The organism is Exiguobacterium sp. s142, from assembly GCF_018618455.1.
GTDB classification, from domain to species: Bacteria; Bacillota; Bacilli; order Exiguobacteriales; family Exiguobacteriaceae; genus Exiguobacterium; species Exiguobacterium aurantiacum_A.
Map to the genome: position 1 here is coordinate 159,223 of NZ_JACSMB010000002.1, position 24,830 is coordinate 184,052.

Consider the following 24,830-nt stretch of genomic DNA (forward strand, 5'->3'; position numbering starts at 1 on the left):
GACTAAACCAAGGGGGAGAGCACAATGATTCGTCGCAACAAGATTTCTGTTATCGGTAGCGGATTCACGGGGGCCACGACGGCACTATACTTGGCTCAAAAAGAGTTAGGAGACGTCGTCCTTCTCGACATGCCAGAGTTTGAGAACCCGACGAAAGGAAAAGCGCTCGATATGCAAGAAACGGCGCCGATTCAAGGATTTGATTCATTGATCACCGGGACGTCGGATTACGCCGACACGGCTGATTCGGACATCGTCGTCATCACGGCTGGTATCGCCCGCAAGCCGGGCATGAGCCGGGACGACCTCGTCACGACGAACGCTAGCGTCATGCGGTCGGTCACGAAAGAGATTGTCAAGTATTCACCTGACGCGATCTTGATCGTCTTGACGAACCCGGTCGATGCGATGACGTATACGGTGTTCAAAGAGTCGGGTTTCCCGAAAGAGCGCGTCATCGGCCAGTCCGGTGTGCTCGACACGGCGCGGTTCCGGACGTTCGTCGCTTCGGAGTTGAACGTCTCTGTGAAAGACGTGTCCGGGTTCGTCCTCGGCGGTCACGGCGACGACATGGTGCCGCTCATCCGCTATTCGTATGCAGGAGGCATCCCGCTCGAGAAGTTGTTGCCGAGTGAACGCATCGACGCGATCGTCGCGAGAACGCGTAAAGGTGGCGGTGAGATCGTCCAACTCCTTGGCAACGGTTCGGCGTACTACGCGCCGGCCGCGGCCATCGTCGAGATGGTGGAAGCGATTTTAAAAGATCAACGCCGCATTTTACCGGCCATCACGTATCTTGATGGAGAGTATGGCTTCCGTGACCTCTATCTTGGGGTGCCGACGGTTCTCGGTGCGAACGGGATCGAGCGTGTGCTCGAACTTGACCTGACGGACGAAGAACAAGCCGCGCTCAAGCGCTCGGCTGACTCGGTCCGTTCCGTCTTGAACGTCCTAACTTGAAAGCAAGTCTAGTCTGCGTCGCAGGCTAGACTTTTTTTGTTGGATTCGTTTTTCTTCCAAGCGTGCTAAACTGGAGATAGACAGTGGATTTGTTTTGTTTTTGTAAAGAATTGCTTTGAAGTTGGTCGCGAGTGGGATTGATTTGTAAAATAGGTAGTGTAAACGACTGAACAGATAGATTCGAGGAGGAACTAGTGTGGCCGATAAAGTAATTGTTGTTGATGACGAAGTATCGATTGCGACGTTATTAAAATTTAATTTAGAACAAGCCGGATTTGAGGTCGAGACGGCCCATGATGGAAAAGCAGGGCTTGAATTAGCCGAGAAACAAGACGCGGTGTTGATCATCCTCGACTTGATGTTGCCGGAGATGGACGGGCTTGAAGTATGTAAACGGCTGCGCCAACAAAAAGTGAACACGCCGATCTTAATGTTGACGGCGAAAGACGACGAGTTCGATAAAGTGCTCGGTCTCGAACTTGGCGCTGACGACTATTTGACGAAACCGTTCAGCCCGCGCGAAGTCGTGGCCCGGGTCAAAGCGATTTTGCGCCGGTCAGGTCCACAGGAAACGACGACGGTCGACGCCGACGTCATCGAGATCGGAGACGTCAAAATCATCGCATCGAACTATGAGGTTTTCAAAAAAGGCGAACGTCTCGAATTGACGCCGAAAGAGTTTGAACTGCTGGCTTATCTCGCCAAAAACAAAGGCCGTGTGTTGACGCGTGATCAACTGCTGTCAGCCATTTGGAACTATGATTTTGTCGGTGATACGCGTATCGTCGACGTTCATATTAGTCATTTGCGTGAAAAAATTGAGCCGGTGACGAAGAAACCGACGTACATCAAGACGATCCGAGGTCTCGGTTATAAGATGGAAGAACCGATGCCCGAATGAAGACGTATCGCTCGCGTTTTTTGACGACACTCATCCTGCTTGTGACGGGCGTGTTGCTGACACTCGGGATCGTGCTCGGTCAACTGTTCAAAGATTTCTATTTGGACTCGGAGCGCGACCGGTTGAAAGAAGACGCCCAACTCGCCGCCTTGTATTTGGACGGGGGCGAACTTGAGCAGATTCGTGACTACGTTCGACAAATCGACGATGAGAGCAGTTTCGACATCTTGCTGTTGAACCGCCGGATGGAAGTGATTGCCGGCACGCCGTTCCGCGTCGGAGCGTTCGAATACCGGATTGACGCCGACACGATTCCGGCTAACGGTGCGTTCGGCAACGCGACACGCGACGATTTGATCCAGTTCACGAAACCGATCGAACTGTCGACCGGTGAAACGGTCTACCTTAGCTTCATCCGCTATATTTCTGATTTGGAAGGTGTCTACAACCGGATTTGGCTGACGGTCGCGCTCGCATTGTTCTTTTCATTCTTCCTCATTCTATTCGTCCTCCACAATCTGACGAACCAGTTCATCCGGCCGATCGATGAGGCGACGATCGTGTTACGCGAACTCGCCGACGGGAATTACCGGGCCCGTGTGTATGAACTACGCAACGATGAAGAGACGGGAAGTCTGGCCGGGTCGATCAACGTCCTCGCCCGTAACTTAGAGACGATCTCGCTCGGGGAGTCGGTGCAGCGGGCAAGGCTCGAGTCACTGATCGAGTATATGGGAGCCGGTCTGTTGCTCGTCGATGAACGCGGTATCGTCACGCTCGTCAACCGGTCGTACCGGGATATGTTCCAATACGACGATTTGATGATCGGCCAGTTTTACCATGGCATTTTACCGAGTCCGGACGTCGAGACGTTGATCGAGGACGTCTATTTGACAGAAGAGCCGCACCGTCGCCAGCTATCGATTCGAATCGGGTTCAACCAAAAGACGTATATGGTGTCAGCTGCCCCGATCTTTAGCGATACCGGCATGCTGCGCGGGACGACACTATTGTTTAACGACATCTCCGAACTGAAACGGCTTGAGAAAATGCGGAAAGATTTCGTCGCGAACGTGAGCCATGAGTTGAAGACGCCGCTCACTTCGATCAGAGGCTTCAGTGAGACGTTACTCGACGGGGCGAAAGAAGTGCCCGAGTTGCGCGATCAATTTTTGGATATCATCCAAAAAGAAGCGACTCGTATGCAAATGCTCGTCGAGGACTTGCTCGAACTGTCACGGCTCGAGCAGGAAAATTTCCATTTGGAGTTCACGCCTGTCCAGCTCAATCAGCTCGTCGAAGAGGTGTGTCTCGTCTTAAGCCAGAAGGCTGAGCAAAAAGCAATCCATCTTGAAGCGCATCACGACGGCGACGTCGTCTTGCAAGCGGACTTGAATCGGATCAAGCAAGTCATCTTGAACCTTGTCGCGAACGCGATTAACTATTCGCCAGAAGGCAGCCAGGTCGAGATTACGGTCGAGAAGCGGGAGACGACGGCGCGCTTGATCGTCAAAGACGACGGGATCGGCATCGCTCCAAAAGAAGTGAGCCGTATATTCGAACGGTTTTACCGGGTCGACAAGGCCCGGAGTCGAAATTCTGGAGGGACCGGCCTTGGCCTCGCCATCGTCAAGCACATCGTCGATCTTCATCATGCGACAATCCATGTCGACAGCGACGAAGGCGTTGGGACGACGTTCACAATCGAATTCCCGCTCGCTTAACAAGGAATTTATATCGCGTTCACACGAACTTTACAAACAGATGCTACTCTATTGATGAGACCTCTTCATCATCTCGTATCCCGGCCGGTGCTCATCTCCACTCGGTCGAGAAGATTGACCCTTTTCTAGTACTTAGAAAAGGGTCTTTTTTTCGAACGCATGTACCCGTATGATATGATGGATACAGAAGAGAATGGAGGTTGGACGATGAATAAATTACTGCTCCTCGATGGAAACTCACTGACGTATCGTGCGTTTTTCGCGTTGCCTCCGATGACGGATGCATCGGGACGAAACACGAACGCGGTATATGGCTTCACGATGATGCTTTTAAAATTGATGGAAGACGAGCAACCGACGCATTTCGCGGTCGCGTTCGATGCGTCGAAGAAGACGTTCCGCCACGATACATATGCGGACTATAAAGGTGGGCGACAGAAAACACCAGGTGAGCTCCGCGAACAGTTCCCGATCGTTCGTGAACTGTGTGAGGCGTTCGGGATCAAAGTGCTCGAACTCGATCAATATGAGGCTGATGACATAATCGGGACACTTTCGAAAAACGAGGCGTTCGAACAAGTCACGGTCGTCACGGGTGATAAAGATTTACTTCAACTGATCAATCAGCGAGTCACCGTCTACTTAACGAAACGTGGCATAACTGACGTCGAGACGATGGACGAGGCGGCGTTCCACGAACGTTACGAGGGCTTGGCACCTCGCCAAATGATTGATCTCAAAGGGCTGATGGGCGATAAATCCGATAACATACCGGGAATTCCTGGTGTCGGCGAGAAGACGGCGCTCAAGTTGCTGTCAAATTACGGCTCGGTCGAAGGGCTGTATGAACATACACATGAGTTAAAAGGGAAGCAAAAAGAAAAAGTCGAGGCGAACGAGCAGGAAGCTCGAATGTCAAAACAACTCGCGACGATCCATACGGACGTCCCGATCGACGTCAGTGTGGATGACTTACAGTTCCATCCGTATGACGCGGCAAAAGTCAAACCGTTGTTCATGAGCCTTCAGTTCAAATCACTGGTCAGTAAGCTGAACACCGATGCGACGACGGAAGAGGCGGCAGAAGCGCGAGACGTGACGCACGTCGGCATCGAACAGCAAGATTTGTCGGAAGCCGTCCTGTTTATCGAACAGCTGCGGGACGACTATTTCGAAGACGACATCATCGGTGTGGCGATCGCATCGAAAGTCGGTGTGACCGTCGGTGATATGTCGTTGTTAGACGTACCGGACGTGAAGGCTTGGCTAGCGGACGAGACCCGGAAAACAATCTGTTTGGATGCCAAACAGACGATCATTCAATTGAAACGGAACGAATTGACACTTCGCGGCTACGAAGACTTGCTCGTCGCCGGCTATTTGCTCAACTTGTCGGGCGGAACGACGCTCGATTCGATCGCCGCGCACTTCGATTACGCGTTGCCTGAAGACGAGGCCGTCTACGGGAAAGGGGCGAAACTGCACGTGCCGGAACAAGCGGTGCTCGACCAACATCTTGGCGAGAAGGCGATGGCTATCTTCACGTTGTTCGCAAAAGTCATTCCGGAAATCGATGAAAACGAGCAGACGTCACTTTATCAAGATTTAGAACGTCCGCTCGCCTCGGTGCTCGCGGAAATGGAATGGGCCGGAATTCACGTCGACGTGGCGACGCTTCAAGCGATGGAAACCGATCTCAGGGACCGCCTTGATCAGCTCGAGACAGAAATTCACGGATTGGCCGGCGAGTCGTTCAATATCAATTCGCCGAAACAGCTTGGCGTCATCTTGTTTGAGAAGTTGGCACTCCCACCCGTGAAGAAGACGAAAACCGGATACTCGACGGCAGCCGACGTGTTAGAGAAGCTGGCGCCGCTCCATCCGATCGTCGAACATATCATGCATTACCGTGAGCTCGGAAAACTGCAGTCGACGTACGTCGAGGGCTTACAAAAAGTCATCAAAGCGGACGGGAAGATTCATACACGCTACACGCAGACGCTCACACAGACAGGGCGACTGTCATCGGTCAATCCGAACTTGCAAAACATCCCGATTCGGCTCGAGGAAGGACGCCGAATCCGTAAGGCGTTTACGGCAAGTGAGCCGGGCTGGGTGCTGTATGCGGTCGACTACTCGCAGATCGAGCTGCGGATCATGGCGCATATGTCGCAAGACGCGAAGATGCTCGAGGCGTTTTTAAATGACGAAGATATTCATACGTCGACGGCGGCGAACGTGTTCCGCGTCGCCAAAGAAGAAGTGACGTCGCTCATGCGGCGTCAAGCGAAGGCGGTCAACTTCGGGATCATTTATGGCATCAGTGATTATGGATTGTCGCAAAACCTCGGCATCAGCCGTAAAGAAGCGCAGACGTTCATCGACACGTACTTCGAGCAGTTCCCTGGTGTGAAGCGCTTCATGGATGCCGCTATCGAGCGGGCGCGGGAACATGGGTATGTCGAGACGATGCTCAAACGTCGCCGTAACATCCCGGACATCCATTCACGTAACTTCAACTTGCGGGGCTTTGCCGAACGGACGGCTATCAACACGCCGATTCAAGGAACAGCGGCGGACATCATTAAAAAAGCGATGATCGACGTCGATACGGCGCTTCAAGCATCGGGTCTGCAATCGAAACTATTGCTTCAAGTCCACGATGAACTCATCTTTGAAGGACCGCTTGCTGAGACGTCCGCGCTTGAAAAACTTGTGAAACAAGCGATGGAACATACGATCACACTCGATGTCCCGCTTCGGGCGGACGGCTCGTTCGGTGAGACGTGGTTCGACACGAAATAAAGTAAAGGAAGGAAATCGATATGCCAGAATTACCAGAAGTAGAGACGGTCTGTCGCCGACTGCGACCGTTCGTCTCCGGAAAAACGATTCAAGACGTCAATGTACGCGACGCGAAAATCATTCGCGGACATGAGGCCGACGTGTGGGTACAACAGCTGATCGGCGAGACGATGGTCGACGTCGAGCGGCGCGGCAAGTTCATTTTATTTAAATTGACGAACGGCTACCTCGTCTCTCATTTACGGATGGAAGGGAAATTCTTTCCGCACAGCGAAGCCGTCGATCCGGTCAAGCATACGCACGTCGTCTTCACGTTCACCGACGGTACGAGCCTGCACTATAACGACGTCAGGAAGTTCGGCACGATGGAACTTCGGACGAACGACGAGTTGTTCGTGACGCCGCCGCTGTCGCTGCTCGCGCTCGAGCCGTTCGACCCTGAAGTGACGGCCGAAACGTTGCACGCCCGTCTGAATCGCATGAACGTGAGAGCGATCAAGACGGCGTTACTCGATCAATCGATTTTTGTCGGTCTCGGCAATATTTATGTCGACGAGACGTTGTTCCGGGCACGGATTCATCCGACCCGGCCAGCAGCCTCGCTTTCACTCACTGAAGTTGAGACCGTCCGTCAAGAAGCGGTCGCTGTGTTATTAGAAGCGATCGAGCGGGGTGGAAGTACGATCCGCAGCTATACGAATCCGGACGGGGCGGCTGGAACGTTTCAAGAGACGCTTTACGTCTACGGGCAGACCGGTGAACCGTGTCACAATTGCGGTCGGCCGATTGAAAAGATGAAACTAGGCGGACGGGGGACGCATTACTGTCCGCACTGCCAACAGTAAGAGGTGGACACAATGTTGAAAATTGGTTTGACAGGCGGCATCGCGACAGGGAAGTCGACGGTGTCCCGCCTATTCCGACAACAAGGGATTCCGATTATCGATGCCGACAAGATTGCCCGTACCGTCGTCGACCCTGAAGGTAAAGCTTACTCTGCTGTCCGAGAAGCGTTTCCGCGCTGTTTTGAAGGTGAGCAGTTGAACCGGCCGGCGCTCGGGCGAGAGATCTTCCATGACGAAGCAAAAAGGAAATTGTTGAATCAGCTCATGCATCCGGCGATCCGGGAAGAAATGCAGGAGCAGATGCATTCCTTTGCAGCAGCAGGGGAATCTGTCGTCATCTTCGACATCCCGCTCTTGTTCGAAGGGACGATGCGTGACCTCGTCGATTATACGGTCGTCGTCTACTGCCGGGAAGAGATGCAGTTGATGCGTCTCATGGAGCGTAACGGCTTGACGAAAGAAGAAGCGCTCGCAAGGATCCACTCGCAAATGCCGATCGAAGAAAAGAAGCATCACGCTGACTTTTTAATCAACAACAACGGGGCACTCGGAGACTTGTTGCCTCAAGTGACGCGTCTCGTCGAACAATTTCAAGACATGAAAAAAGAAGGCGACTGACGCCTTCTTTTTTTGTTCAGTTGAGCGGATCTGCGTCCGGTCGCCCTTTTTTCCATGTGTCGAAAATAGCGCGCCCGTCACTTGGGTGTCCGTTCGAGTAATAAATCGGATAGAGCGAGAAGAACACATAATAAAACGAGAAATAGGCGAACTGATACGTATAGAGGGTCGGTTCAATCTCCCGTGTCAGGATAAACCAGTTCACAATCAAGATACTCGATAGATTGAAGATCGACCCGCCCGCGTAGACGATACTCCTCGTCAAGCGATTACTGTATTTCAAGTCCGAGAATTGGCACCAGGCGTCATAGAAGTAGACGCGGTTAAACTGCATGCGCCCGACCTTGAATAGCTTCTTCCCGGTCCCGATCTCCATATCGAGTGATCCCCCGAATAATTTCGCGAAAAAGAAATGCCCGAATTGATGGATAATTGTCACAATCGGTAAGATGACAAAAAACGAGATGACAAATTTGTCTAAGTCTGTCCAATCAAACATATAACGTAGCTCCTTTCCAAGCTCTACACCAAATTTCCCTCTTTTTCAAAAACGAAACTGTAAAAAAGTGATAAAAATGTGACGATACATAGTGAAAACGCTTCCATTTTTCCGTTATAATGGTGTCGTAACGCAGAAAAAAGGGGGAACTGGAATGGGGACGAAAGTTGCAATCAACGGGTTTGGACGAATCGGGAGAATGGTGTTTCGTAAATTGATGCTTGAAGGGCGTCACGACGTCGTGGCGATCAATGCGAGTTATCCGGCGGAGACGCTTGCTCACTTGATCAAGCACGATACGGTCCATGGGCCGTTTGAGCTCACTGTTCGAGCGCATGGGGATACGCTCGTTGTCGACGGGAAACAGATTCGGTTAATCGCAGAGCGTGACCCGGAACGATTACCATGGAAAGAACTTGATGTCGAGATCGTCGTCGAGGCGACGGGGAAATTCAATTCGGACGTCGGGGCGCGCAAGCATTTGATGGCCGGGGCGCAGAAAGTCATTTTGACGGCGCCGGGAAAAGGCGACTTACGGACGATCGTGATGGGGGTCAATGATCGCGAGTATATGCCGGAGCAAGACCATATCATCTCAAACGCCTCTTGTACGACGAACTGCCTCGCACCTGTCGTCAAAGTGCTCGATTCGACGTTCGGCATCGAGACAGGACTCGTCACGACGGTACACGCCTACACGAACGACCAGAACAATATCGACAATCCGCATAAAGATTTGCGCCGGGCCCGGGCTTGTGGTAGCTCCATTATACCGACTTCGACCGGGGCAGCCAAGGCGATCGGTCTTGTGCTTCCCGAGCTGCAAGGCAAGTTGAACGGGATGGCGCTCCGTGTCCCGACGCCGAACGTCTCGCTCGTCGATCTCGTCGTCGAGCTGCGTCGTGATGTCACGGCCGCCGAAGTGAACGATGCGTTCGAACGGGCCGCTTACGGAGAAATGACCGGGATTCTCGGTGTCTCGAACGAACCGCTCGTCTCAATCGACTTTAATGGAGACGAGCGCTCCTCGATTATCGATGCGGATTCGACGATGGTGCTCGGCGGCAACCACGTCAAAGTGCTCGCTTGGTATGACAACGAATGGGGCTATTCGTGCCGCGTCGTCGATCTTTTGGATATGGTGGCGAGCTACCTTCAAATCGGCCAACAAGAAACGCACGCTTGAGAAAATATATTTCGTCAAAAATATTTTAACGAATTCAAACAAATAGCTTGTATCGACGTCCTAAACAGGATACACTCAATCTCGTGAACTTCAATTGGTCTGACAAACGCAACTTAAAGGGTTAGGACCTCTCTGGACTAACTTGCCCCCGTGGTTGTGGGCGATTCAGGCACAAAGTGAGTGATCATCAACTACTTTGAGACCATTGATGTAAAGGGGGATCCACTTATATGGATACTATGGGACGTCACATTATTACAGAACTTTGGGAGTGCAATCCCGACAAATTGAACGATATCGACTACATCGAGCGCTTGTTCGTCGATGCAGCACTTCGCTCGGGCGCTGAAGTCCGCGAAGTCGCTTTCCACAAATTCGCGCCGCACGGTGTGAGTGGTGTCGTTATCATTTCAGAATCACATTTAACGATTCACAGTTTCCCAGAGCATGGTTACGCATCAGTCGATGTGTTCACATGTGGGGACCGGATCGATCCAGCGACAGCTTCACAATACATTGCTGAAGGCTTAGAAGCGAAAGTTCGCGAAGACGTCAAACTTGATCGCGGTATGGGACCGATTCGTGTTCCAGAAGCACAAGTGGCGATCAGCAAATAATCCGATTGACCTTTTGAGGCTGGCCGATTTTCGGTCAGCCCTTTTAATTGTTTTGTTAAGTCGTTAATTTTGATATGCTTAACGTATATAAATTAGGTGCCGAGGTGGACAATGGGATTACTAGACAAGTTTCAAACACATATCCAAACGGATGATACGCATAAAAATGAGGCGTTGCGCACGCGTTATTTCGCGACGTCGCCGAACGCAGTCCTGACATGGTTAGATGAACGAATTAAAACGGAGGGGCAGACGGTGCGCCGAATCGACGCCGAGCGAGGCGAGCTCGCCTTTTACGGTGACGGCTGGGACGCATTGGCCACAGTCGTTCAAGTGGACGGAGGGCGGACCGCCGTCGATTTCACGATGAATCGTGAACAAATGCTCGGTCCTGACCTGAAACAAGTTGTCGCTGCGTATTATGATGCTTTACAAAATAAGTTCCCACTCCGTGCCATCGGGAATCAATCTGTCGAACGATAAGGAGGGCTGAGCATGCGTTGTCCTAAATGTGATCATAACGGAACGAGGGTGCTCGACTCCCGACCAGTCCAAGATTATTATTCGATTCGACGCCGTCGCGAATGTGAAAAGTGCGGCTATCGCTTCACGACGTTTGAAACGGTTGAACAGACGCCGCTCATCATCGTCAAAAAGGACGGGAACCGCGAAGAGTTCAGTCGAGAGAAAGTTCTGCGCGGGATCATTCGAGCCTGTGAGAAACGACCGGTCACACTCGAGCAACTCGAGGGTGTGGTCACGAAAGTCGAACAACAGTTACGGGCGCTCGGCCAGTCCGAGATCCCGAGTGAACAAGTCGGCGAACTCGTCATGAACGAACTCGCCCGCGTCGATGAAGTGGCGTACGTCCGCTTCGCATCGGTCTATCGACAGTTTAAGGACATCTCTGTGTTCTTTAAAGAGTTAGAGGATTTAATGAAGCAAGAAAAATCGACCAACTAAAGGGGCGGCCTTCTGGTCGTCTTTTTTCAGGGGAGAAACGTTATGGAAAAAGAACGGATTCTTTACGGGACTGATGAGCTATTGATCATGAGCACTGGGCTCATTGATCGCGAGTCTTATCAGTCACTTTATCATTTATATCAACCCGTCATCGGCGTGAAGGCGCTCGCGTTGTATCAAACGCTTTGGAGTGAATTGAAGCCGGGTAAAATGAAGTCGAACTATATATCACATAGCGCCTTGTGTGAAATGCTTGATTATTCGATTAACGAACTGGCGGACAGTCTATTCCGGCTCGAAGCGATCGGCCTCGTCCGGACGTACAAGACGAAAGACGCACGGCTGACGCAATACGTCTATCAACTGAGAGTTCCGCTCGCGCCCCACACGTTCCTAAACGATGGGCTGTTATCGAGTTTTCTCTTCTATAAAGTAGGGGAGGTCCGATTCAAGCAGTTGCAAGGACGGTTCACGATCGATCCGTTACCGGCAGGCATCGTCGAAGTGACGAAAGACTTCAATGAAGTGTTCGACGTCAAAGGGGTCAACCAGATGGCGTTCACTCAAAAAAATTATGAGAAGCCGGACCGCGCCAAGATCGAGATCAACTATACGTTCGATATGGATATCGTCAAAAAACTGACAAACTTCCCAATCGGCTTCTTCACGAAGAAGTTAGACGAGACGATCACAAAACTCGCGTACGTGTCGCAAATCGATGAAGAGACGATGGCCGAGATGCTAAAAGAGTATTTCGTTCACGAAGCGTACTTACCGCTCAGCGAACAAGAGAAGCGTGATGGTTGCCGGCAGATGGTATTACAATTGAAGAAAAAACAGACGAGACATCGAAAAGTGAAGTCAGACGAGACGGAGCAGGCGGAGGTCGGCGATTTGCATGACACAACGGTCATGGAGGAAGCACACCCGCATCAGTACGTATCGACGCTTCGGAAGACGCCACAACTTTCGAAAAGTGACGAACAGCTCATCATCGAGATGGTCGATACACTCGGTCTCGCACCAGGTGTGATCAACGCGCTGTTCTATTATTGTATCGAAGTGAAGAAACAGACGCGGCTCAGCGAGAATTACGTGATGCGCATCGCCACGAGTTGGAAGACGGCGGGCTATTTGCACGCAGGTGACGCATTAGAGCGTGAAGCGACGCAAGACGCGTTGATCGAGAAGAAGCAACAAAAACGTGAGAACGTCCAGCGTACGACGGTCGGCTCGCGTCGGAAAGACAAGACCGAGTTGCCGAAATGGCTTGAAGACGATGCGAAAGAGCAACGGTCTTACGATCAGAAGCGCAAAGAGGCGCTCGAATCATCGGTGCCAGATGACGCGGAACTCGTCAAATTGTTGAATGAACTGAAAGAGAAAGGATGAGCGACATGGAACGGATCAATCAGACGCTCGCCCAGATGATGAACCGTAAAGAAGTGCGGGAAGCGTACGAGTCGATTCGCAGACGAACTCTCGAGCACCCTGGTGTCATTACATTTTTAAAGGCGCATCCAGAACTCGACGAGACGGCGATCGAAGTCGGATTTACGAAATTGAGCGAATATGCCGAGCAGATGGACGGGAAGAAGCTTGTCGATGAACAAGCCGTTATCCCCGGGCATCAGCCGGTCCTTTATGTCGATCTCGGTCAAATTGCGATCCGCTATGAAGAGACGGTCGCTCACCGCCAAGCGAGACGTCAAAAAGAGATGGATCGAAAGTTCAAGAGCTTATTTTTACCGGAAGAAGTGCGGGAAGCGAGCTTTCAATCGTTTGATTATTCGGACGATGCCCGAAAGATCGCGCTCCGTGAGGCGATGCGATTCGTCTCGGGGATGAAGACGCGTCAAAAAGTGAACGGCCTTTACTTGTACGGCAGTTTCGGGGTCGGGAAGACGTACTTGCTCGCCGCGATCGCCAACGAACTCAAAGTCGCCGATATCGAGACGATTTTAGTTCACGCTCCGGGATTCGTCTCGGAAGCGAAGCGGAAAATTCGTACCGATTCGTTCGATTCATTTTTGACCTCGTTCCAGCACGTGCCGATTTTGTTGATTGATGATATCGGCGCTGAGGCGATCAGCCCGTGGGTACGAGACGAACTGTTCGGGATTATTTTACAGTACCGCATGATGCATCGTCTGCCGACGCTCTACAGCTCAAACTTCAGCAGCGAAGAGCTCGAGACGCACTTCTCGATTGACGGCTCGCCGCAAAACAAGATGAAAGCACAGCGGCTCATGCAACGGATCTCGACGACGACGACACAGATCGAGCTGAAAGGCGAAAATCGTCGTCGGTAAAGGATTGTATTTCTCGAACGAGTTGACTATACTAATAACCATATAACTGATGCATAGAAGAGGATACGAGACATCGCCACGGGTTTCAAAGCGAAGGAAGAATGGTGAGAGCTTCCTAAACACGCCGATCGACTTACTCCCTCGGAGCACCGCACGGGTCAATCGTGCGGCGATTCACACTCGTTATCGTGTGTTCGAGCCAAGCTTACAGCTTGGGAACGAGGGTGGTACCACGAGAATCAAAGCTCGTCCCTTTCATAGGGATGGGCTTTTTTTATTTTTTTTCAAATAGAGAGGGGAAGTTGACACATGATTCAATTGACATTTCCAGATGGGGCAGTCAAAGCGTTTGAAGCTGGTATCACAGCAGAAGAAGTTGCCGGTTCGATTAGCCCGGGACTTCGTAAGAAAGCCATCGCCGCAAAAATTGATGGTGAACTGATCGATTATCGTCGTCCGATCGAGCACGACGGTAAAATCGAGCTCGTCATGCCGGACTCGGAGGCAGGCCTCGACTTGATGCGCCATTCATCCGCTCACTTGATGGCTCAAGCGATCAAACGGTTGTACGGCGAAGAAGGGACGATTCATTTCGGTATCGGACCGACGATTGAGAACGGGTTCTATTACGATATCGAGATGGACCGCCGCATCAATGAGGAGGATTTGCCGGAAATCGAGAAGATGATGAAACGGATCGTCGATGAAAACCTCGACATCACACGTGAAGTCGTCACGCGTGACGAAGCGCTCGAGCGTTACAAACAGCTCGGCGACCCGCTCAAAGTCGAGTTGATCGAAGATATCCCGGCAAGTGAGACACTTACAATTTACCATCAAGGTGACTTTTTTGACCTTTGCCGTGGACCGCACGTCCCGTCGACGTCGAAATTGAAAGTCTTTAAATTGATGAGTGTCGCCGGTGCTTACTGGCGCGGAGATTCTGACAACAAGATGTTGCAACGGATCTACGGTACGGCGTGGGCGACGAAAGAACAGCTCGCCGAGCATTTGCGTCTACTTGAAGAAGCGAAAGAACGCGACCACCGTAAACTCGGGAAAGAACTTGATTTGTTCTTCGTCTCGCAAGAAGTCGGCCAAGGATTGCCGATGTGGCTCCCGAAAGGTGCCTCGATTCGTCGTACGGTCGAGCGTTATATCGTCGACAAAGAGCTCGAACTCGGTTATCAGCACGTTTATACACCGGTGCTCGGTTCGGTTGATTTGTATAAGACGTCAGGTCACTGGGATCACTATCAAGACGACATGTTCCCGAAAATGGAGATGGATAACGAAGAGCTCGTCTTGCGCCCGATGAACTGTCCGCACCATATGACGATCTATAAGCATGAGCCACGCTCATACCGTGAGTTGCCGCTCCGTATCGCCGAACTTGGCGGCATGCACCGCTATGAGATGTCAGGTGCTTTGACAGGTCTTCAACGTGTCCGTTACATGGTATTGAACGATGGACACACGTTCGTGACACCAGAGCAGATGAAGCAAGAGTTTAAAGATATCGTTCACTTGATTCAAGAAGTGTATGCCGACTTCGGGATTAAAGATTACCGGTTCCGCCTGTCTTATCGCGACCCGGCCGATAAAGAGAAATACTTCGACAACGATGCGATCTGGGAATCGGCACAGCGTCAATTGAAAGAAACGATGGATGAACTCGGCCTGCCGTACTTCGAAGCGGATGGCGAAGCGGCGTTTTACGGACCGAAACTCGATGTCCAAGTCCGGACAGCGCTCGGGAAAGAAGAGACGTTGTCGACAGTCCAACTCGACTTCTTGCTTCCAGAACGTTTCGATTTGACGTATACAGGTCCTGACGGCAAAGATCATCGTCCAATCGTCCTCCACCGCGGTGTCGTGTCGACGATGGAACGGTTCGTCGCCTACTTGATCGAAGAGTACAAAGGTGCCTTCCCGACATGGCTCGCGCCGGTCCAAGTCAAATTGATCCCGGTGTCTCACGTCCATGATGCTTATGTGGCCGAAGTGAAAGCAGAACTGTTATCACGTGGTGTCCGTGTCGAGACAGACCTTCGGGATGAGAAGTTAGGCTATAAGATCCGTGAAGCACAGATGAAGAAGATCCCGATGACGCTCGTACTCGGTGATAAAGAACGTGATGAGCGTTCGGTCAACATCCGTCGCTACGGTCAACAAGAACAAGTATCGGCAACGCTTGATGAGTTCTTGACGTCCCTCACTGAAGAAATCGCGAATCGTTCACGGTAAAGGTAGGCCATCCTTCAACGGAAGGGTGGTCTTCTTTTCGGTCCAGAGACGGATGCGCAACCTATGAAAGAACACGTATGGTAGAAGAAAGGAGTGATTCAGTTTGAATTATATGAAACCAATTATCGCGCTGACGATCGGGACGATTGTCTCGACTAGCATGATTCCTAAAGTAAACGCCGAAGCAATCGTCGACGATACAATCGTCACCCTCGGGGAGACATTATCAGCAGAGCAGCGAGACTGGGTGCTCGAGCGTGTCGAAGCGCCGGCAGGAATCGAACCGATTATCACGACTGCAGCTGACGAAGAGAAGTATTTAGGTGACGCCGTACCCCAGGCACAACGTGGCGGCGGCATGTACTCATCGGCCCGCATCAAGCTGACTGACGGGACGGGTCTTGATATTCAAACCGAGAACGTCACGTGGGTGACGGAAGATATGTATGCGAACGCGCTCGTCACGGCCGGGGTCACTGACGCCGATATTTACATCACGTCTCCGATCCGTGTGACCGGGACGTCTGCGTTGACAGGTATTATGAAGGCGTACGACCAGACGGCTGACGAGACCGGGATCCAACTGACCGAGGAACGAAAAAATCTCGCGCAAGAAGAACTTGCGGTCACGTCAGAGATCGGGAAGACGGTCGGTCAAGAAGATGTGGCCGGGCTGATGAATGAGATCAAAGCGGAAATCGCGAATCAAATGCCCGAGACGAATATTGAAATTCGTGATATCGTCATTCAAGTATTGAATCAAAACAACGTTCAATTGTCCGATACGCAATTGAACCAGCTGACGACGTTGTTCGAGAACATGCAGCAAGCCAACTTGGATTGGACAGCGATCAGTGATGGATTAAAAGGAGCGGGCCAAGACGTGCAGGCGTTTCTAGAGACGAAAGAAGTGCAAGGTTTCTTTGCGCGGCTGTTTGAGTCGCTCAGTAATTTCTTCAAGTCGTTGACGAACTAAACGAAAAAGCAGAGCGAAGGCTCTGCTTTTTAATACCAACGTTTATGGATATAGTCCCGAGCGGATTCATGATCATCGACGATCTTCAACGTGATGCGGTTCATCTCTTCAAGCAGGTCGGTCAATACAGCTTCAAGTTTAGCGTCGTTCATTTCATGGTGACGCATCGTTTCTTGAACGATATGTTTGATTTGATCATGATAATCGTGATCTTGTTTCACGTCTTTTCTCCAGTTCATCCTCGCCGCCTCCTTTTTTATTTTATTCCCTTTGAAAAGGTATTGCGAAACGATGGAATGACTGTTATTATCATAAAAGTGCGAGCTATCAATTATTCATGCGCGAATTCTTGACATCTTTTTCTGCTAGTGTTAAGATGACTTAGTGAGTAAATACAACAAAGCAGAAGCGCCCGCTTCTCACCTCGTCCGAATCGGTTCGGTCAGGTCCATCATGTACGTAATTCAGTTTCGGTGTCTTGCCGTTCTGAGTACGCAATGATGTGTGGGCGGGAAACTGCCGACGCTTTTTTTGTTACTATTACTATGTTGTCTTATTTTAAAATCTAAAACTCGTGCAATCGCACGATGGAGGTGCTAACCATTAGCAAAGAGCTATTTATCAACGAAAACATTCGTGCCCGTGAACTTCGTCTTATTGGAGCGGACGGTGCACAACTCGGTGTACAATCGCGTAGTGAAGCATTACGCTTGGCGGAAGAAGCTGACCTTGACCTCGTCTTGGTCGCTGACAAAGCAAACCCACCGGTCGCTAAAATTATGGACTACGGTAAATACCGTTTCGAACTCCAGAAAAAGGAGAAAGAAGCGCGTAAAAACCAAAAAGTCATCCAATTGAAAGAAGTACGTCTCAGTCCTACAATCGAGGACAACGATTTCCAAACCAAATTGCGTAACGCTCGCAAGTTTCTTGAAAGTGGAAACAAAGTGAAGGCGTCGATCCGTTTCCGCGGACGTGCCATCACACACTCGGAAATCGGTAGACGTGTTATGGAAAAATTGGCGGCGGAATGTGCCGACTTGGCAACAGTTGAACAAAAGCCGAAGATGGAAGGACGCAGCATGTTCTTAGTGCTGGCTCCGAAGAAAGAAGATTAATCATCGAGTCATAGTGGGGAGGAAATACTCATGCCGAAAATGAAATCGCACCGCGGTGCTTCTAAACGTTTTAAACGTACAGGATCAGGTAAACTCAAACGTTCACACGCTTTCACAAGTCACTTGTTCGGTAACAAATCGACGAAAGCTAAACGTAAGCTCCGTAAAGGTGCTATCGTATCAGCTGGAGACTACAAACGTATTCGCAACATGATTGCGAAGTAATACAGAAGGAATTTAGGAGGGAAACTATATGCCACGCGTAAAAGGCGGTTATACGACTCGTCAACGTCGTAAAAAGCAAATCAAACTTGCCAAAGGTTATTATGGCTCGAAACATATTCTATTTAAAGTAGCAAAACAACAGGTCATGAAGTCACTCATGTACGCATACCGTGACCGTCGTCAAAAGAAACGTGATTTCCGTCGTATTTGGATCACACGTATCAACGCGGCAGCACGTATCAACGGTCTTTCATACAGCCGTATGATGCACGGACTCAAGCTTGCAGGGATCGACATCAACCGTAAGATGCTTGCTGAGCTTGCAGTATCGGATGCACAAGCGTTCGCTTCACTCGCTAACACAGCTAAATCAAAATTGAACGCGTAATCGTTCAATCGAAAGCGCCGAGACTCTATCTCGGCGCTTTCTTTTTTCTCGTAAATTTCTTAAGATGAAGATAAGGAGGACACGCTATGGATCAATCTATCTTGGCCATCGTCGCGTTGGCGCTCATCGCTTTAAACGTCTATACGTATTTCCAGGCGAAGCAGTATACGCACGGCGAAGGGAAGTTCAACGTGTTGTACGCCTATGCCGGAGGAGCCATTGGAGCGTTGTTTGGACTTCATTTGACACGCCAAAAGACGGTTCATGCCCCAAAAAGCATGCAAATACAAGTATTGATTTTAGCAGTGGGCTGGTCTTTAATGATTTTAGTACTGCTTTAAGTGGAGAATAGGAGGAGCAACCGGTGAACTGGACAACATTATTTGATCGGCAACGTGAATTAGATGAGCGGATCAAACAAGAACATCAACTATCCGGCAACCAATTCGATGAACGGCTACTCGCTTTACTCGTCGAACTCGGTGAACTCGCCAATGAGACCCGAAGTTTTAAATTTTGGTCAACGAAAGGCCCGTCGCCTCAAGACGTGATCTTAGAAGAGTACGTTGACGGTATCCATTTCTTACTGTCGCTCGGACTCGCCCTCGGATACGAACGGGAGACGTTCCCGGCAGGCAGCTCGTATCTTGACGCGACTGATGCTTTTTTAGATATCTTTCGAAAAGTGACGAATTTTGGTTTGTCGAAGACAGAAGCGATGTACGAGACGCTGATGGCGGCATATCTCGAACTAGGCTATACGCTAGGTTTCAATGAAGAGTTGATTCTGATGGCGTATCTATCGAAGAATGAAGTCAACCATGAGCGACAAAATCAAGGCTACTAATGGAGTCGAAAGGGAGCGATACGAGATGAATGAAACTTTACATATGCTAAAACGACTGACGGATGCGACTGGCGTCCCGGGAAACGAAGGGGAAGTCCGTTCACTCATGCGCGAGTATCTCGAGCCCCACGTCGAATCGTTCGAACAGGATGGTCTCGGTAGTCTGTTCGGCCGTGTGACGGGGAACGGTGAAGGACCGCGTGTCATGATTGCCGGTCATATGGACGAAGTCGGCTTTATGGTCACACGCATCGAAGATAGTGGTTTCCTGCGCTTCCAAGCACTCGGTGGCTGGTGGAACCAAGTATTGCTCGCTCAACGCATGGACGTCGTCACACGCTCTGGAGAGAAAATCCCAGGCGTGATCGGTGCGAAGCCACCGCATGTCCTTCCAGTCGAAGCTCGTAAAAAACCGGTCGAGATCAAAGACATGTTCTTAGATATCGGAGCGACGTCAAAAGAACAAGTCGCCGAGTGGGGAATCCGTCCAGGTGACACGGTCGTGCCGCATTGCGAGTTCACGGTCATGAAAAATGAAGACTTCTTGATGGCGAAGGCATGGGATAACCGAATCGGATGTGCGATCGCGATTGAAGCGGCCAAACGTCTGAAAAATGATGCGCCAGGAACCGTCTTCTCGGGAGCCACGGTTCAAGAGGAAGTCGGATTGCGTGGAGCCGTCACAGCGGCAAACTTGATTAAACCGGACGTCGCGATTGCCGTGGATACGGGTATCCCAGGTGATACGCCAGGTATGACACCGGCAGAAGGTTTGTCAAAACTTGGTGAAGGCGTTCAAGTCATCTTCTTTGATGCGACGACTGTCACGAACCCGCGCCTCATCGACTTGATCGTCGAAGTCGCGAAAGCAGAAGACATTAAGTATCAGTTAGATTTGACACCAGGCGGCGGCACCGACGCCGGACGGTTCCATTTATCAGGAGTCGGGATGCCGGCTGTCGCGCTCACGGTTCCAGTCCGTTATTTGCATACGAACGTGTCAATCATCCATAAAGCCGATTATGAAGCGGCCATCGATTTAGTCGTGGCGCTCACCAAGCGGTTGGATAACGAAACGGTTCAATGGTTGAAAGAGGGATAATATGACGAAAATCACGTCTACGAAAAGCGAGACGATTAAGCGTTTGAAACGCTTGATGACGAAAAAAGGCAGACAAGAGTCTGGACAATTTTTAGTTGAAGGTGAACACTTGGTCGACGAAGCGATCCGGGCCGGACGACTCGTCCAATTGATTATGGGCGAATCTTATCGTCCGAAAAGTTCATGGCGTCTAGAGGAGATGCCGGTGCTCGAACTGTCCGACCATGTCGCCGATCTGTTATCAGAAACAGAGAAGACGCAAGGGGTGTTCGCTGTCGTCAAGATGACGCCAGTCGAACGCAAGATGAAGCATGTGCTCGTCCTTGACCGCATTCAAGATCCGGGTAACCTCGGGACAATGATTCGGACAGCAGACGCGGCCGGCTTTGATACCGTGTTTCTCGGTAAAGGTACGGTCGACCCGTTCAATGCCAAAGTCGTACGGGCGACGCAAGGATCGTTGTTCCATGTGAACATTCAATCGGTCGACTTGCTCGACACGTTGCCGGAACTGAAAAATTTAGGGTTTCACGTCTATGGGACGGCACTCTCGAAAGCGAAGTCATACGACCAAGTCGCGTTCAACGATCAAGTCGCGCTTGTCATCGGGAATGAAGCGCAAGGCGTCCATGACGACGTGCTCGCCCTTTGTGACACACGTGTCCACATTCCTGTAATCGGAGAAGCCGAATCATTGAACGCGGCAGTCGCCGCCGGCATTCTCATGTATCGCATCGCGCTACAATAATCTTGTCACCGCTTGAGAATCGTGATAGTTTAGAAACATCGAACAATATAGGTAAGACGTTGAAAGAGCATAGTACGCGAACCCCCGAACGAGCACAGGGAGCATCGGCCTAGATTGAGAGCCGATGCCGAGGTCGGCGCTGAATTCACTCTGGAGTCGTGTTGGAGACAACACCGAACTGGCATCCCGATACCGATGCTCTCAAGTGGGCCTGATCGGCCAAGTAGGGTGGTACCGCGTTTATTCGTCCCTTCAGTCATCGACTGAAGGGACTTTTTTTGTAGAGGAGGAAACATTGATGAAAGAACAGTTAGAACAATTACAACGTGAGGCCCTTCAAGAAATTGAAACGGCGTCATCACAAAAAACGTTGAACGACGTCCGGATTAAGTATTTAGGTAAAAAAGGCCCGATGACCGAAGTATTGCGCGGGATGGGCAAGTTGTCCGCCGAAGAGCGCCCGGTCGTCGGTGAACTCGCCAACACGGTGCGAACGACGATTCAAGAGGTGTTAGAGGCACGGATCGAGGACGTGAAGGCGGTCGAGCTCGAAGCGAAACTCGCTGCCGAGACGATCGATGTCACGCTCCCTGGTCGAACGGCACTTCCAGGACATAGCCACTTGCTGCAGCAAATCGTCGACGAGATGGAAGACTTGTTCGTCGGTCTCGGGTATACGATTGCCGAAGGCCCAGAAGTCGAAACCGATCTGTACAACTTTGAAATGTTGAACTTGCCGAAAGATCATCCGGCACGTGACATGCAGGACTCGTTCTACATCACGGACGAGACGCTGCTGCGGACGCATACGTCGCCGGTGCAAGCACGGACGATGCTCGAAGCGGACGGGAAACCGATTCGCATCATTTGTCCGGGCAAAGTGTACCGTCGTGACGAAGATGATGCGACCCATTCACACCAGTTCATGCAAATCGAGGGACTCGTCGTCGATGAGCATATCTCGATGGCCGACTTGAAAGGCACGCTTGAAGTGTTCGTCAAGCAACTGTTCGGCGAGACACGAGAAATCCGGCTTCGTCCAAGCTTCTTCCCGTTCACAGAGCCGTCCGTTGAAGTCGATATCTCATGCTTTAAGTGTGGCGGTAAAGGCTGTAACGTCTGTAAAGGGACAGGGTGGATTGAAATTCTTGGAGGCGGGATGGTCCATCCGCGCGTCCTCGAGATGGCAGGCTATGACGCGACGAAAATGTCTGGCTTTGCTTTCGGGATCGGTGTCGAACGGATGGCGATGCTCAAACACGGTGTCGATGATATTCGTCACTTCTATACAAACGACTTACGTTTCATCGAGCAATTCTAAGGAGGATCATACATGTTATTATCGAAAAAATGGTTGAACCAATATATCGACGTCTCAGACTTGAGCGGGCAAGCGTTAGGCGATTTGATCACGAAAAACGGGATTGAAGTCGAGAGCGTGACAGACCGCTCTGAAGGATTGAAAGGTCTTGTCGTCGGACACGTCCTTTCATGCGCGAAACATCCAGAGGCTGACAAGTTGAACGTGACAACGGTCGACGTCGGTGACGACAGCCCTGTCCAAATCGTCTGTGGGGCACCGAACGTCGCGGCCGGACAACATGTCATCGTCGCAAAAGTCGGCGCAAGACTACCTGGCCTTAAAATCAAAAAAGCAAAACTTCGTGGCGTCGAGTCGCAAGGCATGATCTGTTCGCTCGAAGAACTCGGTTTCGAGAAAAAACAGATTCGCGAAGACGAACAGGACGGCATCCATACGTTCCGGGAAGAAGTTGAAGTCGGAGCGGATGTCATCAGCTTGCTCGATCTCGATGACGAAGTGATTGAACTCGGATTGACGCCGAACCGTTCGGACTGCCTTAGCCTATACGGCATCATTCATGAAGTCGCGGCGATTTTAGAACGCCCGTATACGTTACCAGCAGCCGATGTCGAAACGGATACGCCGAACGACGTGTCTGTGCGACTCGAGACAGACAACTGCACGTACTACGCGACGCGTCGCGTCGACGGGGTAACGATTGGCGAGTCGCCACAGTGGTTGAAAAACGTCTTGATCGCGGAAGGTGTGCGCCCGATCAATAACGTGGTCGATGTGACGAACTACGTCATGCTCGAACTCGGTCAACCGCTCCATGCGTTTGACACGTCTAAGCTCGGCCGTACCATTTTGGTTCGCCAAGCCCAGGACGGAGAAGAAATCGTCACACTTGACGATGCGACGCGCACACTCGATTCGTCGATGATGGTCATTACCGATGGACAACATCCGGTCGCGATCGCTGGAGTGATGGGCGGAGCGAATACCGAAGTCGACGCGACGACGACGAGCATCATCCTGGAGTCGGCTTACTTCACGCCGGCCTCGGTCCGGAAGACGAGCCGCACGCTCGGTCTTCGTTCTGATTCAAGCGCCCGTTTCGAAAAAGGAGTCGATCCGGAACGTTTACTCCTCGCGCTTGACCGTGCCGCTGCATTGATCGTCAACGTGAGCGGCGGGACAATCAGTGAGCCGGTCATCGCCGGAAGCAAAGCGTCCGACGCCCGCACAATTGACGTGTCGATCGATTATATTAACCATCGACTCGGGATGGACCTCGACCAAACGACGATCAAACATATTCTAAAGCGGCTCGGGTTAGACGTGACAGGAGACGAAACGTTGACGGTTCACGTCCCGTCGCGGCGACCGGACCTAGAAGTGCCGGCTGATATTACGGAAGAAGTGGCGCGACTATACGGATACGACAGCCTTCCATCGACGCTCCCGGCGTCGCAGTCGAAAGGCTACCTGCCAAAAGACAACGTACTCCGTCGTCAAGTGCGCCGCGTCCTTCAAGGAACGGGCTTGTCACAAGCGATCACGTACTCGCTCACGAGCGAGCTTCATGCATCACGGTTCGACGGTGAGGGAGCGACGACAGTCCGACTCGCCATGCCAATGAGTGAAGAGCGTGCGGTGTTACGGACGTCACTCGTTCCGGGATTGCTTGAAGCGGCCCGTTATAACACGGCGCGTCAACAAGCGAACGTCCGTCTATTTGAGACAGGACGGGTGTACGTAGAGCACGGAGAGACGTTGCCACGCGAAACGGAACGCGTCGCGGGCGTAGTGACAGGACTTTGGTACGATCACCGTTCGCAAGGAACACGCATCCCGGTCGATTACTTCGTCGCGAAAGGCATCGTCGATACACTGATGAATTCGCAACGCATCGACGTGACGTACGAAGCGGCCGTCATTTCAGACATGCACCCTGGCCGCACGGCGAACGTTCTCGTCGCGGGGAACGTCATCGGATACGTCGGGCAAGTCCATCCGGCCGTATCGAAAGACGTATACGGCTTGAAAGAAGTGTACGTCTTCGAACTCGACCTTGGCGCATTGAAGTCTGAAGCGATGCTCGTCTATCAAGACGTACCACGTTACCCATCAATTTCGCGAGATCTTGCGCTCGTATTGAAGCGTGACATTCCGGCCGGTCAAGTCGAGGCGACGATCAGACAAGCGGCGGGTCCGCTCTTGATCGAGCTTGCTCTGTTCGACGTCTACACGGGCGATAACGTCGGTGAAGCTGAGAAGTCGATTGCCTTCTCGCTCAAATATCAAGATCCGACGCGGACACTTCTTGATGAAGAAGTGACAGCGTCGTATGATGCAATCATCGAAGCAGTCAAAACCGAATATGGCGCCGAAGTACGCGCTTAACAGACAACAGCGATTCCCTTTATTGTGGGAATCGCTGTTT

25 protein-coding genes are annotated in these 24,830 nt (G+C 51.3%); 23 read left to right on the forward strand and 2 right to left on the reverse strand.

What is annotated here, in order from left to right; genetic code table 11:
* The first annotated feature begins 24 nt into the window (after window positions 1-24).
* The 6 genes from mdh (at window position 25) to coaE (ending at window position 7,853) form a co-directional block, all read left to right on the forward strand.
* Window positions 25-960 (forward strand): malate dehydrogenase, encoded by a 936-nt coding sequence (gene mdh / locus KNP77_RS03250; protein WP_070326939.1) that lies wholly within the window; start codon window positions 25-27, stop codon window positions 958-960.
* Between the two features lie 196 nt (window positions 961-1,156).
* Entirely contained in the window at window positions 1,157-1,861 is a 705-nt protein-coding gene (locus KNP77_RS03255; protein ID WP_070326940.1) for a response regulator transcription factor, read from the forward strand.
* A complete protein-coding gene (gene pnpS, locus KNP77_RS03260; protein ID WP_070326941.1) occupies window positions 1,858-3,585 on the forward strand; it encodes a two-component system histidine kinase PnpS in 1,728 nt (575 codons plus the stop codon). The genes KNP77_RS03255 and pnpS overlap by 4 nt, the downstream gene beginning before the upstream one ends.
* Window positions 3,586-3,792: 207 nt before the next feature.
* Window positions 3,793-6,390, forward strand: a complete 2,598-nt coding sequence (polA, locus tag KNP77_RS03265) for a DNA polymerase I (protein WP_214888460.1) — start codon at window positions 3,793-3,795, stop codon at window positions 6,388-6,390.
* 20 nt (window positions 6,391-6,410) lie between these two features.
* Window positions 6,411-7,235 carry a DNA-formamidopyrimidine glycosylase gene (mutM, locus tag KNP77_RS03270; protein ID WP_214888463.1) on the forward strand — a complete coding sequence of 275 codons (825 nt, stop codon included), beginning with the start codon at window positions 6,411-6,413 and terminating at the stop codon, window positions 7,233-7,235.
* Window positions 7,236-7,247: 12 nt separating this feature from the next.
* Window positions 7,248-7,853, forward strand: a complete 606-nt coding sequence (gene coaE / locus KNP77_RS03275) for a dephospho-CoA kinase (RefSeq protein ID WP_070326944.1) — start codon at window positions 7,248-7,250, stop codon at window positions 7,851-7,853.
* A gap of 16 nt (window positions 7,854-7,869) precedes the next feature.
* Here the strand turns inward: coaE and KNP77_RS03280 are convergent, their stop codons facing one another.
* Window positions 7,870-8,352, reverse strand: coding sequence for a site-2 protease family protein (locus tag KNP77_RS03280; protein ID WP_131490400.1), 483 nt, complete (start codon window positions 8,350-8,352; stop codon window positions 7,870-7,872).
* A 154-nt stretch (window positions 8,353-8,506) separates the two neighbouring features.
* On the opposite strand from KNP77_RS03280, the gene KNP77_RS03285 reads away from it, so the two are divergent.
* The 8 genes from KNP77_RS03285 to KNP77_RS03320 all read left to right on the forward strand — a co-directional run bounded on the left by KNP77_RS03285 (window position 8,507) and on the right by KNP77_RS03320 (window position 16,653).
* The gene (locus KNP77_RS03285) at window positions 8,507-9,538 is read left to right on the forward strand and encodes a glyceraldehyde-3-phosphate dehydrogenase (protein WP_131463835.1); all 1,032 of its coding nucleotides are present in this window, start codon (window positions 8,507-8,509) and stop codon (window positions 9,536-9,538) included.
* Between the two features lie 230 nt (window positions 9,539-9,768).
* On the forward strand, window positions 9,769-10,155 hold the full coding sequence (gene speD / locus KNP77_RS03290) for an adenosylmethionine decarboxylase (RefSeq protein ID WP_029595188.1): 387 nt from the start codon (window positions 9,769-9,771) through the stop codon (window positions 10,153-10,155).
* A 111-nt stretch (window positions 10,156-10,266) separates the two neighbouring features.
* Window positions 10,267-10,638, forward strand: coding sequence for a hypothetical protein (locus KNP77_RS03295; RefSeq protein WP_070326947.1), 372 nt, complete (start codon window positions 10,267-10,269; stop codon window positions 10,636-10,638).
* Between the two features lie 12 nt (window positions 10,639-10,650).
* The gene (gene nrdR, locus KNP77_RS03300; protein ID WP_035385865.1) at window positions 10,651-11,118 is read left to right on the forward strand and encodes a transcriptional regulator NrdR; all 468 of its coding nucleotides are present in this window, start codon (window positions 10,651-10,653) and stop codon (window positions 11,116-11,118) included.
* A 42-nt stretch (window positions 11,119-11,160) separates the two neighbouring features.
* Window positions 11,161-12,510, forward strand: coding sequence for a DnaD domain protein (locus tag KNP77_RS03305; RefSeq protein WP_131463833.1), 1,350 nt, complete (start codon window positions 11,161-11,163; stop codon window positions 12,508-12,510).
* Between the two features lie 5 nt (window positions 12,511-12,515).
* Window positions 12,516-13,430, forward strand: a complete 915-nt coding sequence (dnaI, locus tag KNP77_RS03310) for a primosomal protein DnaI (protein WP_070326949.1) — start codon at window positions 12,516-12,518, stop codon at window positions 13,428-13,430.
* Window positions 13,431-13,739: 309 nt separating this feature from the next.
* Window positions 13,740-15,677, forward strand: coding sequence for a threonine--tRNA ligase (gene thrS, locus KNP77_RS03315; RefSeq protein WP_214888479.1), 1,938 nt, complete (start codon window positions 13,740-13,742; stop codon window positions 15,675-15,677).
* 112 nt (window positions 15,678-15,789) lie between these two features.
* Window positions 15,790-16,653 carry a DUF1002 domain-containing protein gene (locus KNP77_RS03320; RefSeq protein WP_070327894.1) on the forward strand — a complete coding sequence of 288 codons (864 nt, stop codon included), beginning with the start codon at window positions 15,790-15,792 and terminating at the stop codon, window positions 16,651-16,653.
* A gap of 29 nt (window positions 16,654-16,682) precedes the next feature.
* Here KNP77_RS03320 and KNP77_RS03325 read toward each other — a convergent pair whose 3' ends face one another.
* On the reverse strand, window positions 16,683-16,892 hold the full coding sequence (locus KNP77_RS03325; protein ID WP_070326951.1) for a hypothetical protein: 210 nt from the start codon (window positions 16,890-16,892) through the stop codon (window positions 16,683-16,685).
* A gap of 348 nt (window positions 16,893-17,240) precedes the next feature.
* On the opposite strand from KNP77_RS03325, the gene infC reads away from it, so the two are divergent.
* The 9 genes from infC to pheT all read left to right on the forward strand — a co-directional run bounded on the left by infC (window position 17,241) and on the right by pheT (window position 24,790).
* Window positions 17,241-17,771, forward strand: a complete 531-nt coding sequence (gene infC, locus KNP77_RS03330) for a translation initiation factor IF-3 (RefSeq protein ID WP_070326952.1) — start codon at window positions 17,241-17,243, stop codon at window positions 17,769-17,771.
* A gap of 30 nt (window positions 17,772-17,801) precedes the next feature.
* Window positions 17,802-17,996 (forward strand): 50S ribosomal protein L35, encoded by a 195-nt coding sequence (rpmI, locus tag KNP77_RS03335; protein ID WP_016508031.1) that lies wholly within the window; start codon window positions 17,802-17,804, stop codon window positions 17,994-17,996.
* 28 nt (window positions 17,997-18,024) lie between these two features.
* Window positions 18,025-18,384 carry a 50S ribosomal protein L20 gene (gene rplT / locus KNP77_RS03340; RefSeq protein ID WP_016508086.1) on the forward strand — a complete coding sequence of 120 codons (360 nt, stop codon included), beginning with the start codon at window positions 18,025-18,027 and terminating at the stop codon, window positions 18,382-18,384.
* Between the two features lie 86 nt (window positions 18,385-18,470).
* Entirely contained in the window at window positions 18,471-18,725 is a 255-nt protein-coding gene (locus tag KNP77_RS03345) for a hypothetical protein (protein WP_070326953.1), read from the forward strand.
* Between the two features lie 23 nt (window positions 18,726-18,748).
* Window positions 18,749-19,231, forward strand: coding sequence for a dUTP diphosphatase (locus KNP77_RS03350; protein WP_070326954.1), 483 nt, complete (start codon window positions 18,749-18,751; stop codon window positions 19,229-19,231).
* 25 nt (window positions 19,232-19,256) lie between these two features.
* Entirely contained in the window at window positions 19,257-20,333 is a 1,077-nt protein-coding gene (locus KNP77_RS03355; protein WP_131463831.1) for a M42 family metallopeptidase, read from the forward strand.
* Window position 20,334: 1 nt separating this feature from the next.
* Window positions 20,335-21,081 carry a TrmH family RNA methyltransferase gene (locus KNP77_RS03360; protein WP_214888482.1) on the forward strand — a complete coding sequence of 249 codons (747 nt, stop codon included), beginning with the start codon at window positions 20,335-20,337 and terminating at the stop codon, window positions 21,079-21,081.
* Window positions 21,082-21,379: 298 nt separating this feature from the next.
* Window positions 21,380-22,402: a phenylalanine--tRNA ligase subunit alpha gene (gene pheS / locus KNP77_RS03365; protein ID WP_070326957.1), complete on the forward strand. Its 1,023-nt coding sequence runs from the start codon at window positions 21,380-21,382 to the stop codon at window positions 22,400-22,402.
* A 12-nt stretch (window positions 22,403-22,414) separates the two neighbouring features.
* Window positions 22,415-24,790 (forward strand): phenylalanine--tRNA ligase subunit beta, encoded by a 2,376-nt coding sequence (gene pheT / locus KNP77_RS03370; RefSeq protein ID WP_214888485.1) that lies wholly within the window; start codon window positions 22,415-22,417, stop codon window positions 24,788-24,790.
* Window positions 24,791-24,830 lie beyond the last annotated feature (40 nt).

Bases quoted from the DNA above. Each gene is read 5' to 3' on its own strand.
- mdh (WP_070326939.1), top strand. From the start codon at position 25: ATGATTCGTCGCAACAAGATTTCTGTTATCGGTAGCGGATTCACGGGG.
- pnpS (WP_070326941.1), top strand. From the start codon at position 1,858: ATGAAGACGTATCGCTCGCGTTTTTTGACGACACTCATCCTGCTTGTG.
- polA (WP_214888460.1), top strand. From the start codon at position 3,793: ATGAATAAATTACTGCTCCTCGATGGAAACTCACTGACGTATCGTGCG.
- mutM (WP_214888463.1), top strand. From the start codon at position 6,411: ATGCCAGAATTACCAGAAGTAGAGACGGTCTGTCGCCGACTGCGACCG.
- coaE (WP_070326944.1), top strand. From the start codon at position 7,248: ATGTTGAAAATTGGTTTGACAGGCGGCATCGCGACAGGGAAGTCGACG.
- KNP77_RS03280 (WP_131490400.1), bottom strand. From the start codon at position 8,352: ATGTTTGATTGGACAGACTTAGACAAATTTGTCATCTCGTTTTTTGTC.
- KNP77_RS03285 (WP_131463835.1), top strand. From the start codon at position 8,507: ATGGGGACGAAAGTTGCAATCAACGGGTTTGGACGAATCGGGAGAATG.
- speD (WP_029595188.1), top strand. From the start codon at position 9,769: ATGGATACTATGGGACGTCACATTATTACAGAACTTTGGGAGTGCAAT.
- KNP77_RS03295 (WP_070326947.1), top strand. From the start codon at position 10,267: ATGGGATTACTAGACAAGTTTCAAACACATATCCAAACGGATGATACG.
- nrdR (WP_035385865.1), top strand. From the start codon at position 10,651: ATGCGTTGTCCTAAATGTGATCATAACGGAACGAGGGTGCTCGACTCC.
- KNP77_RS03305 (WP_131463833.1), top strand. From the start codon at position 11,161: ATGGAAAAAGAACGGATTCTTTACGGGACTGATGAGCTATTGATCATG.
- dnaI (WP_070326949.1), top strand. From the start codon at position 12,516: ATGGAACGGATCAATCAGACGCTCGCCCAGATGATGAACCGTAAAGAA.
- thrS (WP_214888479.1), top strand. From the start codon at position 13,740: ATGATTCAATTGACATTTCCAGATGGGGCAGTCAAAGCGTTTGAAGCT.
- KNP77_RS03320 (WP_070327894.1), top strand. From the start codon at position 15,790: ATGAAACCAATTATCGCGCTGACGATCGGGACGATTGTCTCGACTAGC.
- KNP77_RS03325 (WP_070326951.1), bottom strand. From the start codon at position 16,892: ATGAACTGGAGAAAAGACGTGAAACAAGATCACGATTATCATGATCAA.
- infC (WP_070326952.1), top strand. From the start codon at position 17,241: ATGGAGGTGCTAACCATTAGCAAAGAGCTATTTATCAACGAAAACATT.
- rpmI (WP_016508031.1), top strand. From the start codon at position 17,802: ATGCCGAAAATGAAATCGCACCGCGGTGCTTCTAAACGTTTTAAACGT.
- rplT (WP_016508086.1), top strand. From the start codon at position 18,025: ATGCCACGCGTAAAAGGCGGTTATACGACTCGTCAACGTCGTAAAAAG.
- KNP77_RS03345 (WP_070326953.1), top strand. From the start codon at position 18,471: ATGGATCAATCTATCTTGGCCATCGTCGCGTTGGCGCTCATCGCTTTA.
- KNP77_RS03355 (WP_131463831.1), top strand. From the start codon at position 19,257: ATGAATGAAACTTTACATATGCTAAAACGACTGACGGATGCGACTGGC.
- KNP77_RS03360 (WP_214888482.1), top strand. From the start codon at position 20,335: ATGACGAAAATCACGTCTACGAAAAGCGAGACGATTAAGCGTTTGAAA.
- pheS (WP_070326957.1), top strand. From the start codon at position 21,380: ATGAAAGAACAGTTAGAACAATTACAACGTGAGGCCCTTCAAGAAATT.
- pheT (WP_214888485.1), top strand. From the start codon at position 22,415: ATGTTATTATCGAAAAAATGGTTGAACCAATATATCGACGTCTCAGAC.